This window comes from Stutzerimonas sp. (assembly GCF_982611455.1).
In genome coordinates this window covers 23,314-35,016 of record NZ_CEXBBO010000033.1, presented here as the reverse complement: position 1 = coordinate 35,016, position 11,703 = coordinate 23,314, and the positions used below count along the sequence as shown (strand labels likewise).

At 63.2% G+C, this 11,703-nt stretch carries 12 protein-coding genes and 1 riboswitch; of the genes, 1 reads left to right on the top strand and 11 read right to left on the bottom strand.

Annotation, left to right across the window (positions count from 1 at the left end):
- Positions 1-55: 55 nt before the first annotated feature.
- The 8 genes from AC2LD7_RS17675 to btuB form a co-directional block, all read right to left on the bottom strand.
- The gene (locus tag AC2LD7_RS17675) at positions 56-1,513 is read right to left on the bottom strand and encodes a cobyric acid synthase (RefSeq protein WP_484599032.1); all 1,458 of its coding nucleotides are present in this window, start codon (positions 1,511-1,513) and stop codon (positions 56-58) included.
- Positions 1,510-2,502, bottom strand: a complete 993-nt coding sequence (gene cobD, locus AC2LD7_RS17670; protein WP_484599031.1) for a threonine-phosphate decarboxylase CobD — start codon at positions 2,500-2,502, stop codon at positions 1,510-1,512. Before cobD ends, AC2LD7_RS17675 begins: the two co-directional genes overlap by 4 nt.
- On the bottom strand, positions 2,495-3,406 hold the full coding sequence (gene cbiB, locus AC2LD7_RS17665) for an adenosylcobinamide-phosphate synthase CbiB (protein ID WP_484599030.1): 912 nt from the start codon (positions 3,404-3,406) through the stop codon (positions 2,495-2,497). The genes cobD and cbiB overlap by 8 nt, the downstream gene beginning before the upstream one ends.
- Complete coding sequence (gene bluB / locus AC2LD7_RS17660) at positions 3,403-4,053, bottom strand: 5,6-dimethylbenzimidazole synthase (RefSeq protein ID WP_484599029.1); 651 nt, start codon at positions 4,051-4,053, stop codon at positions 3,403-3,405. Before bluB ends, cbiB begins: the two co-directional genes overlap by 4 nt.
- The gene (locus AC2LD7_RS17655; protein WP_484599028.1) at positions 4,050-5,345 is read right to left on the bottom strand and encodes a cobyrinic acid a,c-diamide synthase CobB; all 1,296 of its coding nucleotides are present in this window, start codon (positions 5,343-5,345) and stop codon (positions 4,050-4,052) included. Before AC2LD7_RS17655 ends, bluB begins: the two co-directional genes overlap by 4 nt.
- Positions 5,346-5,487: 142 nt before the next feature.
- On the bottom strand, positions 5,488-6,090 hold the full coding sequence (gene cobO, locus AC2LD7_RS17650) for a cob(I)yrinic acid a,c-diamide adenosyltransferase (protein WP_484599027.1): 603 nt from the start codon (positions 6,088-6,090) through the stop codon (positions 5,488-5,490).
- On the bottom strand, positions 6,090-6,665 hold the full coding sequence (locus AC2LD7_RS17645; RefSeq protein ID WP_484599026.1) for a hypothetical protein: 576 nt from the start codon (positions 6,663-6,665) through the stop codon (positions 6,090-6,092). The genes cobO and AC2LD7_RS17645 overlap by 1 nt, the downstream gene beginning before the upstream one ends.
- 27 nt (positions 6,666-6,692) lie before the next feature.
- On the bottom strand, positions 6,693-8,558 hold the full coding sequence (gene btuB, locus AC2LD7_RS17640; RefSeq protein ID WP_484599025.1) for a TonB-dependent vitamin B12 receptor: 1,866 nt from the start codon (positions 8,556-8,558) through the stop codon (positions 6,693-6,695).
- Between the two features lie 109 nt (positions 8,559-8,667).
- Positions 8,668-8,885, bottom strand: a riboswitch (cobalamin riboswitch).
- 161 nt (positions 8,886-9,046) lie between these two features.
- Between btuB and AC2LD7_RS17635 the strand changes: the two genes are divergently transcribed.
- The gene (locus AC2LD7_RS17635; RefSeq protein ID WP_484599054.1) at positions 9,047-9,850 is read left to right on the top strand and encodes a metallophosphoesterase family protein; all 804 of its coding nucleotides are present in this window, start codon (positions 9,047-9,049) and stop codon (positions 9,848-9,850) included.
- 119 nt (positions 9,851-9,969) lie between these two features.
- Here AC2LD7_RS17635 and AC2LD7_RS17630 read toward each other — a convergent pair whose 3' ends face one another.
- The 3 genes from AC2LD7_RS17630 to AC2LD7_RS17620 form a co-directional block, all read right to left on the bottom strand.
- Entirely contained in the window at positions 9,970-10,290 is a 321-nt protein-coding gene (locus tag AC2LD7_RS17630; protein ID WP_484599024.1) for a hypothetical protein, read from the bottom strand.
- Positions 10,291-10,397: 107 nt separating this feature from the next.
- The gene (locus tag AC2LD7_RS17625) at positions 10,398-10,928 is read right to left on the bottom strand and encodes a C40 family peptidase (RefSeq protein ID WP_484599023.1); all 531 of its coding nucleotides are present in this window, start codon (positions 10,926-10,928) and stop codon (positions 10,398-10,400) included.
- Positions 10,929-11,011: 83 nt separating this feature from the next.
- The gene (locus AC2LD7_RS17620; protein ID WP_484599022.1) at positions 11,012-11,656 is read right to left on the bottom strand and encodes a C40 family peptidase; all 645 of its coding nucleotides are present in this window, start codon (positions 11,654-11,656) and stop codon (positions 11,012-11,014) included.
- Between the last annotated feature and the right edge of the window lie 47 nt (positions 11,657-11,703).

Below are 11,703 nucleotides of genomic sequence, written 5' to 3'. Positions count from 1 at the left end.
GTGCAACCCGCCGGACACACTCAAGGCCAGTTCCCAAAGGCGGGCTGCAAACGCCCTACGGATTAACACCGCAAAGCCCACGCAATAAATGCGTATCCAGATGCGCATCGACCAAGTCGGCGAGCCGCTCGATGTCGCGTTCACGCAGCGCGTGATAATCCACCCGCTGCGCGTTCTCCAGCCCGGCCCAGCGCAACAGCGCTTCGCAGGCCGCGGGTAATTCGAACAGGCCGTGCAAATAGGTGCCGAGTACCTGACCGTCCTCGCTAATGGCGCCATCCACTCGCCCATCATCGAGGTCTATCGCAGCTCGTTCGAGTGCCGGGCCGCTACTGACTCCGGCATGAATTTCGTAGCCGCTGACGTCAACGTCGCCCAAGCAGAGTCGCCCACGCACGTTGCGCAATTGTTTCTCCGCGGCCAGTTCGGTCGACAAAGCCAGCAGCCCGAGCCCGTTGCTCTGCCCCGCCGCGCCCTCGAGCCCGAGAGGATCGGCGATGCATTCACCAAGCATCTGCAGCCCGCCGCAGATTCCGAGCACCTTGCCGCCGTAGCGCAGATGACGTCGGATCGCCGCCTCCCAGCCGTTCTCGCGCAACCAGGCGAGATCGGCACGGACGCTCTTTGAGCCCGGCAAAATGATCAGATCGGCGCCGGGTATCGCCTGGCCGGGGCCGACAAAATGCAGATCGACTTGGGGATGCAGGCGCAGCGGGTCGAAGTCGGTGTGATTGCTGATGCGAGGCAATACCGGAACCACGACTTTGAGCGTCTGTTCGGCCTTGGCGGACTGGCGCGCATCGATTGCATCTTCGGCTTCCAGATGAAAATCCATCAGATAGGGCAACACGCCAAGTACCGGCTTGCCGGTGCGTTGTTCGAGCCAGTCCAGCCCCGGCTGCAACAGGGCGATATCGCCGCGAAAGCGGTTGATCACGAATCCCTGCACCCGCGCCTGTTCGCTCGGGCTGAGCAACTCCAGCGTGCCGACCAGATGAGCGAACACCCCACCTTTGTCGATATCGGCAATCAGGATGACCGGGCAATCCACCGCCTCGGCAAAGCCCATGTTGGCGATGTCGTTGGCCCGCAGGTTGATCTCGGCGGGTGAGCCGGCGCCCTCGACCATCACTACTTGATACGCGGCATTGAGGCGCTGATGGGATTCAAGCACCGCATCCATCGCCACGCGTTTGTAGTCGTGGTATGCCACAGCGTCCATGTTGTTGACGGCGCGACCGTGAATGATTACCTGCGCGCCGATATCACTGTTGGGCTTGAGCAGCACCGGATTCATGTCAGTGTGCGGCGCCAACCCGGCAGCTTGGGCCTGTACCGCCTGGGCGCGGCCGATCTCCCCGCCCTCGGCGGTGACCGCGCTGTTGAGTGCCATGTTCTGCGGCTTGAACGGCGCTACTGCGACGCCTTGGCGCCGGAGCCAACGGCACAGCGCGGTCACCAGGGTGCTTTTACCGGCATCCGAAGTGGTGCCCTGAATCATCAAAGTGCTCATGCGCTAATTTCTCTGTAATGGGCCAGCGCGCGAGCCAGGCGGACCCAGCCGGGTTCGTCTGCCGGCAGACCGAAACGCAGGCTCGGTGGATAGTGAAAACGGCGAACCAGAATGCTCTGACAGGCGAGAAACTCGTACAGCAGATCCGCCTCTTCGGTTACGACCCACTGAAACAGGCCGCAACCGCCCGTAGGCGACAACCCGTAATTTGACAGCACCTGCGCCAACCGCTCGCCATCTGCCAAGAGCCGTTCGCGCTGGCGGCTTTGCCCTTCGCGATCAGCGAGCAATGCGGTGGCGACGAACCGTGACGGCCCGGCGATCGGCCAGGGTCCCAAAGCATCGCTCAGCGCACGCAGCAGCTCGTTTTCAGCCAAGACAAAGCCGAGCCGTGCGCCGGCCATGGCAAAGAATTTGCCGAACGAGCGCAACACGATCAGGCCTGGTAGGTGCGCATGACTTGCCAGACTGAGCTCAGGCGTTGGGTCCATGAATGCTTCATCAACCACAAGCCAGCCGCCGCGCTCCGCCAGCCGCGCATGCCAGCCGAGTAACTGTTCGGGCTGCAGCAGTCGCCCGGTGGGATTGTTCGGGTTGACCACCACCAGAACGTCGAGCTGATCCAGCGCCCGCGGCGCGGACCCTTCGCTGAACTCGCTGATGCGATGCCCTTCGCGGCGCCAAGCCTCGGCGTGCTCGCCATAACAGGGCGAGACGATGCCAATCTGAAGCGACCGACGCAGCCGCGGCAACATCTGGATCGCTGCCTGCGAGCCGGCCACTGGTAACAGCGACTCGACGCCGTAGTAATCACGAGCCGCAGCGGCCAGGCCATCCTCGACTTCCGGCAGTCGACGCCAGGCATCCGCCGGAACGGGCGGCAAGTCGAAGCCATAAGGCGCGATACCCGTGGACAGATCGAGCCACTCCGTCAGCGGGATGCCAAAGTCGCGCGTCGCCGCTCGCAGGCGTCCGCCATGCTCAAGCATGCAGCAAGCCCTCCAGAAACAGCACCAGCAGCCAGAGGCCGACGCCAGCCCAGACCAAATCCAGCGCGCGCTCGATATCGCGCGCACTCGGAGCCTCGCCCTCACCCAAGGTCGGACGCAACTGCAACTCGCCGTGATAGATAGCCGGCCCGCCCAGCGACAGACCCAGCGCACCGGCTCCAGCGGCCATCACCGGCCCCGCGTTTGGGCTGTCCCACAATGGCGCCTGCCGTTGCCAGCAGCGCCAAGCTTTGCGCGTCTGGCCCAGCACGGCATAGGTCAGCGCGACCAGCCGGGCGGGTATGAAATTGAGCGCGTCGTCGATTCGCGCGACGGCCCAGCCAAAGCGCTCGAAGCGTTCGGTGCGGTAGCCCCACATGGCATCCAGCGTATTGCTCAGGCGATACAGGACCACGCCCGGCGCGCCGGCCACGGCGAACCAGAACAGCGCCGCGAAGACCGCATCGCTGCCGTTCTCCAGCGCCGATTCGGTCGCCGCGCGGGCTACGCCCTGTTCGTCCAGCTCACCGGTGTCGCGACTGACAATGAAACCGACACGTCGCCGCGCCGCGGTCAGGTCGCCACTGCGCAAGGCGAGCGCGACCGGCATCAGGTGCTCGCCCAGGCTGCGCAGGCCAAGCGCGAGATACAGCAGAAAGATTTCGACCAGCCAACCAACGCCAGGCAGCAAGCTCGCCAACCAGGCGATGACCGTCAGCGGCAGGACCGCTAGGCACCAGGCGGTGACGCCATGGCTGCGCCAACCGCGGCCGTCCGCGCCGTTGAAGTGTTGTTCCAATCGGTCAGCCAGCCGTCCGAAGACCACCAGAGGATGACTGCGCCGAGGTTCGCCCAGCAGCACATCCAGGCCGACCCCGGCGAGGCAGCTCAGCGCCACGCTCACTCCCAGCTCCCCCACTCGTTATCGAATAACAACTCTCCTAGCGGGCGCGGTTGGGTCCAGCCTTCCAGCACCAACATCGGGGTTGGATAGAACTCATCGACCGGCCCGAGGCAGATCACCGCCACCGGCTCCGCTCCGGTCGGCATCTTCAGCAGTTCGGCCAACGCCTGCGGATCGAACAATGACACCCAGCCCATACCCAACCCCTCTGCTCGCGCGGCGAGCCAGAGATTCTGGATGGCGCAGGCCGTCGAGGCCAGGTCCATCTGCGGCATGGTGCGCCGACCAAACACATGCGGTTCGCGCCCGTCCATCAACGCGACCACCAGCAGTTCGGCGCAACCCTTGATGCCCTCGACTTTCAACTGCATGAATTCACGGCCACGCTCGCCCAGCGCCTCGGCGGTCAGCACACGTTCACGCTCGACCAGTCCAGCGATGGCCGAACGCAGCTCGGCGCGCCGGATACGAATGAATCGCCAAGGCTGCATCAGTCCAACACTTGGGGCCTGATGCGCGGCCTCCAGCAATCGCGCAAGCAGCTCGGGCGCGACTTCGCCGCCGCTGAAATGGCGCATGTCGCGCCGCTCGGCAATGGCGCGATAGACACCGGCGCGCTCTGACTTGGTGAAGGCGTGCTTGCTCATGGCTTGAATAAGGCCGCAGTCGCTTGGGGATTGGACGGCATATAGAAGTGAATATAGGAGGCCGTCAGCCGGCCCTGCCGATAGACCGCCTCGGCGGTGCGCTTGTAATTCGGGCATTCGCCGCGGGCCATTGGCTGCATGGCCGATTCGAGCAAGGAATGGTGAAAGGTATGGCCGCGCAGGCGCCCTTCCGGCAGTTCGACGTCCTGCAAAGCCAGCGCGGCCAAGCGCTTCTGCATCTGCGCTTCGCCAGGCAGCAGGCCGAGCATGGCTTCGCGCGCACCGGCCTGGTTGGTCAGCGCGTCGAGCAGGTAAAGCATGCCGCCGCATTCGGCGAGCATCGGTTTGCCGGCTTCGTGATGCGCTCGGATCGCCTCGCTCATTGCCCGGTTGCGGGCGAGCGTGCGCATATGCAGCTCCGGGTAGCCGCCAGGCAGGTACAGGCTGTCCACCGCGGGCAACTTGGAAAAATGCAGCGGGGAGAAAAACAGCAACTCGGCGCCCAGTGCCTTAAGCAGATCCAGATTGGCCTGGTAGATGAAGGTGAAAGCGGCATCCCGCGCCACGCCGATCCGCACGTTCTGCAGCAACGGCGGGATGGCCAACGGCTCCGGTGGTGGAAAGCTCACCTTTGCCGGCAGTGCGCTGTCGGCACTCGCCGCCAGCGCATCGGCAGCGGCATCGAGCCGCGCATCCAGATCCGCCAGCTCCTGAGCTTGCACCAGCCCAAGATGACGGCTCGGCAAACTTACGGACTCGCTGCGCGGCAAGGCGCCATACCAATGAATCTCCTCTGGCAAGCAGTCCCGCAGAATCTCGCCATGACGGCTGCTGCCCACCCGATTGGCCAGCACGCCGGCAAATGGCAGGTCCGGCTGATAGCTGGCCAAGCCGTGCGCCAGCGCACCGAACGTTTGCGCCATGGCCGAACCGTCTATAACCCCCAATACCGGAATACCAAAACGGCGCGCCAAATCAGCCGCCGACGGCGTGCCATCGAACAGCCCCATGACGCCTTCGATCAAAATCAGATCGGCCTCGCCCGCCGCTTCCCACAGCAGCCGCCGGCTCTCGGCTTCGCCCACCATCCACAGATCGAGTTGGTAGACCGGCTGACCACTGGCGCGCGCCAGCACCATCGGGTCGAGAAAGTCCGGACCGCATTTGAACACCCGCACGCGCTTGCCCAGGCGGGCATGCAAGCGTGCCAGACCAGCGGTGACAGTGGTCTTACCCTGCCCTGACGCCGGCGCGGCGATCAACAGCGCCGGGCACTGACGCGGCGCGTTCATTGTGCGGCCCCGCTCCCGGCGGAGGTCGATTTACGTGCAAGCGGCGCGACATCGTAGGGTGAATGACGCTCTACCCATCCACCGCCGGCAAGGGTGGATGAAAAAAGCGTCATCCACCCTACGCAGGTCCGGAACGCAGGCATCAGAATTCCACCCCTTTTTGCGCCTTTACCCCGGCTTTGAAGGCATGTTTGATCAGGCTCATTTCCGTCACGGTGTCGGCCGCTTCGATCAGTCCGGACGGCGCACCGCGACCGGTCACCACCACATGCTGCAGCAGCGGCCGCGACTCGATATCGGCCAGCACGGGTTCGAGTTCCAGGTAGCCGTATTTGAGCGCAATGTTCAGCTCGTCCAGCACCACCAGCCCGATCTCGGGATCAGCTAGCAGCTGCGCCGCCACCGCCCAGGCTTCGCGAGCCTTGGTGATGTCACGCTGGCGATCCTGGGTTTCCCAGGTGAAACCTTCGCCCATCACGTGATAACGCACCTCCTCAGGGAAGCGCCGGAAGAAGGTCTCCTCTCCCGTGCTGGCCGCGCCCTTGATGAACTGCACCACGCCAACCTTGATGCCGTGGCCGAGCGCACGGGCAACCATGCCGAAGGCGGAGCTGCTCTTGCCCTTGCCGTTACCGGTGTGCACCAGCAACAGGCCGTACTCGTCCTGGGCCTCGGCGATCTTCGCGTCGATAACCGCCTTCTTGCGCTGCATCCGCGCCTTGTGTCGCTCGTCGCGCCCGTCCATCAGTGCACCTGCCGCGGGCGAATCAGGCGCAGCGCCGAAACGATGCCGACGTGCAGCACCAGCGCGGTACCCACGTAAAAAGCCACGTTGCTCAGATGACGCGGAAAGTACTCACCGATACGTGGCAGGAACCCAGCCAGCGTCGGCTCGGGGTAGCGGCCCGAGAAGAAGTAGAAACCGCCGCCGGAGATCTGGTAGGCGATGAATGTCGCTGCCACCAGCGTCAACGCCAGCACGGCCAGACTGCGCAGGTCGTCGCGCTGCCAGCCGGCGAACAGCCGCCCTGCCAACCACAAACTGCCGTAGGCCGGAACCAACGCCCAATAGGCCGGTGACAAGCACCAGTCGCTGATGCTGCCGCTGGCCAGGGAGCCGAAGTCCAGCACGGACGCCACGGCGAACAGCAGCACGAACATCCAGCGCGGACGCAGGTAGAAGCCGGCCAGGAAGAAGATCGACCAGCTGGCGCTGGGTAGATTCTCGACGCTGGCGAAGTGTTGGCCACGAGTCATGGCCATCAGCAGGATCAGCGCGGCGCCTATTGCCAGCTGGGCGCGTGTGGACAGGGCGTGCATGGGTGTGCTCCTTGGGTGGGTTTCCGGTTACAGCGCCTGGTAGCGCAGGGTGAAATACACCGCGCGGCCGGGTTGCTCGTAGGTTTGTGTCGTTTCGTACTCACGGTCGAACAGGTTCGCCAGCTTGGCCTGCAGGCGCCAGGGCTCGTCGAAGCGGTATTCGCCGCGCAGATCCATGAGGGCGTAGCCGGGCATGCGGGAGCTCTCGACATTGCTTGCTTTGTCGAAGCGCTCGCTCACTGCATACAGCGAGGCGCCCAGGCCGACGGCGCCGAACTGGCGATCCAGATCCAGGTTGAACTGGCGCTTGGCGCGGCGCTGCAACAGATGGCCATGGTTGGCCTTGCTGCGATCCTGCGGGTCCATGAAGGTCAAGTTGGCGGCCAGGTCCCAGCCAGCCAACACGGTGGCTACGGTGGTTTCGATGCCGCGGATACGCGCCACATCGACGTTTTCCGGGCGCATGGGATTTGTGCCCGCCCAGACGATCAGGTCCTCGATCTGGTTTTCATAGGCGTTGACGCTCCAGTCGCCCCAGCCATGGCTGCCGCGGATGCCCAGCTCGTAGCTTTCCGATTCTTCCGGTTGGACGTCCGGGTTGCCGGCAGTGGAGCTGCTTGCCGGGTAGTACAGGTCGTTGAACGTCGGCGCGCGATAGGCGGTACCGTAGGCGGCGGTCAGCGTCAGCGCGTCGCTCAGATCGAAGCTGTAGCCCAGGCTACCGGTATCGTGCGAGCCGAAGAATTCATCATCGTCACGGCGCAGTCCCGCCTGTACGCCATGGCGACCAAAAGCGGCCTGATACTGGATGAAGTAGCCCCTGTTGTAGCGGCGGTCCTTGGCATAGCTGTCGCTGCTGTCGATGCGGTCTGTCTGGTATTCCATGCCCAAACTCAATACCTGCGCCTCTCCGAACCGGAGGTCGTTCTGCCAGCTCAAGCTGTCGCGGCGAGTATCGAAGCGCGAATAGAAGTTGCCGTCCTGGAAGTTATCTCCCAGATCTTCGCTGTGCCCTGCCTGCAGGGTAACGCCCCAGAACGCCGCCGGTGAGAAGCGCGCACGGCCACTGATCGCTTGCAGGGAGCCGTCGCTGTAGGCATCGCGACCGCTGGCGCCGCTGCTTGAACGACTGTCGAAGTCGCTGTGGTTCTCGCTCTGCAGCCAGCTGCCGTCGAGCTCCAGGCCGTTGTCGAGGCGATAGCCCGCACGCAGCAGAGCGGATAATTCACGGTAACCGTCGGCGTCCGGCTCGAATGCATTGGGCGCAGTGCTGCGGTAGGCGCGGGCATTGATGCCGTCGGTGGATTCGCTGGCCACGCCGAGGTTGAACCAGCCGTTGCCGTGGCTGCCCGCCACGCCAGCCGATCCACTGTGGCTCGAACGCGAGCCCGTGCCCACCGAGAGGTATGGCTTGAAACCATCGGCGCCTCCGCGGCGGGTGAATATCTGGATCACCCCGCCCATCGCCTCCGAACCGTACAGGCTGGAACGCGGCCCGCGCACGATTTCGATGCGCTCGATCTGCTCCACCGGGATGTTCTGCAACGCGGCGCTGCCGGAAGTAGCCGAGCCGACCCGCACCCCGTCGATCAGCACCAGCACATGCTTGTCACTGGTACCACGAATGGAAACCGAGGTGCTCTTGCCGCGTCCGCCGTTGCGGGTGACGCTCACGCCAGCCAGGCGCTGCAGCAGCTCAGGGACGCTCGTGGCCTGCTGGCGTTCGATCTCGTCACGGGTAATAAGGCTACTTGAGGCAATGGATACCGGCGAGTTGCCGGTCCGGCTGGCGGTGATCAGCTGCTGGTCCAGGTGCAAGGCCGCGCCGGACTCGGCAAGAACATAGGTAGGGAGACCCAGCAGGACTACTGCCAGGGATAGGGGACTTCGCATTGGTTAGGGATTCTCCGTCGTGCCCGCCGCACGACATACAGTCGATAAAGGCAGACGGAGAGAATGAAAGAGGTGCAGGCAGCCGCACCCCGATCAGCGCCCGCCGCACTGCCGTGGAATGCGACAGGCCGGTCTCCGGGCTTGCGAGCGGACGCATGAAGCATCCCGAAACCGCGCCTTCCCATGCCTGTGGCACAGTGGCTGTGAGCGGTTTCTTGTCTCGCCTACCGTTGCGGGGGCAGCGCCGGAATCTTCGAAGAATGAACCGGCTTCCCTGTTTCACCCAGCTGGCTTTTCGCCAGGGGCACCTGAAGCAGCGCGGAGGTTAGTCCAAGGCCCTGCGTAGCGCAACCTGAAGCGTTCGGGGCTATACGACAACAACGATCGGATGCCTCTCGCTGGCAATTTGCCGGAACGCCAGACGCTTACCGGCTTCGAATGCAACAATGGACCATCCGGCCACCCCTCAACGAGAAGACGCCAGCCACATGACGACCATCGTGCAGATCTCCGACACCCACTTCGGCACTGAGCAACCGGCAGTGGTGCAAGCCATGGAAGACCATGTACGCGAGCATGGTGCCGATCTGCTGATCTTTTCCGGTGACATCACCCAGCGCGCCAGAGCCGGGCAGTTCGCGGCCGCTCAGGCGTTCGTTCAGCGGCTGCATAGTCATGGAATTCCCGAAGCGCTGGTGATCCCCGGCAACCACGACATTCCGCTATACAACGTGTTTGCACGCTTTCTGATGCCCTATCGCAACTACCGCCGGCATTTCGGCCACGATCTGGAACCGACCTTCGAAAACGACGAAATGCTAGCGATCGGGCTCAATACTACCCACCCGCGACGGCATAAAGACGGCCTGGTAACCGCCGAGCAGGTGCAGGCGGTAGCACGGCGGTTAAAGCAGAGCGACCCAAACAAGGTCCGTATCGTGGTGGCGCATCAGCCCTTCGGCGCGATGGTGTTGAGCGATCTGAGCAACCTGCAACACGGCGCCGACGCAGCGTTGCACTGCTGGGCAGATGAAGGGCTCGATCTGGTAATGGGCGGGCATATTCATCTGCCCTACGTGTTGCCATTGACCAAGCAGTACACCGGCCTGTCGCGGGAAATCTGGATGATCCAGGCCGGCACCACGTTGTCATCGCGGGTCCGCGGCACCTCCCCGAATTCTTTCAACCGCCTCAAGCTGCATCCCGGCACCGACAAGAAAGCCTGCGTCGAACGCTGGGATCTGCTGGATGATCGCTTCGTGCTGGGATCGCACTTCAACCTGCACTGGTAGAGGCGCCAAGAACGGCAGAATGTCGTCTATATACGAATGACCAAGCAGAGCGAACGCATTTTTGATCAGCCGTGTCGCAGCCTTTGTTAGGCAGAGGTATACGTCAGAAGCGGCCCAAACTAGTGCCTAGGATTAAATCCGGCTGGTTTGGTTGCCAGCCATTCGACGAACATGCTCAGGCGCGGATCACCAAGCAATGCCTCTCGGCTGTTGTAGATGAGCGCCAATTCTTTCTCGCTGAACAGTCGATGAATCTGATTGTGGCAGGGCCGGCAAACCCACAAGGTGGCAGTGATGCGCTCCTCACGGGCGAAGCGCTTGCGCACATAGGTTTTGCCGTGCAGCGCTTTGGGGATTAGATGATGACGGGTCAAGGGTGCCTGTCGGCGACAGAGCTCGCACGCCTCGGGCTGGTCCGGCAGACGAAGGATAGGCGGCATGCTCAGCTGCTCTACCCGATGTCGAAGCCAAGATGGTATTGCATGGATGCGGTTGTGCTGCGCGCAGACGATGCGTCGGTCATTTCGACTCCTACCAGGCGCGTGAGTCAGGGATTGCGGGCGAGATGCTCGCTGTCGAGAAGGCGCTTGGCGCTGAGGTAGTTCTTCTGCCAGTAACTATTGGAGAGGCTGTCCAGCCGCACCGTTCCGCCGCTGGATGGTGCGTGGACGAAACGCCCATTGCCGACGTAGATGGCCGCATGGCTGACGCGGCGCCCGCCACTGGTCGCGAAGAACAGCAGATCGCCCGCCTGTAGCGCATCGCGCCCGACGGAAGTACCGCGCATGGTGCTCATTTCGCGCGTGGTACGAGGCAATGCGAGATCCGCTGCGCCACGGAAGACGTAGCCGATCAGACCACTGCAATCGAAGCCGCTATCGGGTGTGTTGCCGCCGTAGCGATAAGGCGTGCCGACCAGCCCCAGGGCAGTGAACAGGACATCTTCAGCCGTGCCCGGATACTGTTGAGGTGTTGGCTGCGGCGTAAGGACTACCGGCTCGACAGGCGCTCGGCTGGAACAGGCTGTAAGCAGCAAGGCGGCCAGCAGAACGGTCGAGAAGCGAGCCAGAAGAGGCATGGCAGAGCAGTCCAGGCAAATGAGCCATCACTCTGCCGGCATGCAGCGGTGGATGCAAGCCCGGCGCACCGCTATATCAACGCTCAATGATGAGTGGGAATGGTGCTTGAATCGTGAGCCAGCGCCAGCACGCGCTTGGCCTGTATAAAGCTTGCGCGCCAGTATTTGTCATCCAGGCTGTCGACGCGAACGCCGCCACTGCGACTACTGGAGGAATGGATGAACTGGTCGTCGCCGATATAGATGCCCGTGTGGCTGACCCGGCCGCGACCGCGATTGTTGAAGAAGACCACGTCGCCCGGCTCCAGCTCGTTGCGTTTGATCTTCGGTGCGTCGAGGTTGATCATTTCGCGGGTGGAGCGTGGCAGCTCGATACCCGCCTCCTTGCTGAACAGGAAACCGACGAAGCCACTGCAATCGAAACCGGTTTTAGTCGAGGTGCCGCCATAACGGTAAGGCGTACCGACGAGTGTGAAACCACGCTCAAGAATGCTGTCGGCGAGCGGCGGCAGCTCATAGCTCTGCTCATCGGCAAGTTCACGGAGCTGTTGCTCGCTGGGTTCGGATGATTCGGCTTGAGCCCTATCCGCGTCTGCTTCGACGCTCGCAAGGTCGAACTGGAAATCGCGCAGCACGGAGGGGCTTTCGGTCTGCCCTGGATGTCCGGCACAGGCCGTCAGCAGCAAGACGAGGGTGAATGGCAACAGGGGTGCGAGGCGTCGGCGCATGGCACAGGCATGTCGGGAAGTCGAAAGTGGCGAGACTATGCCTGCCG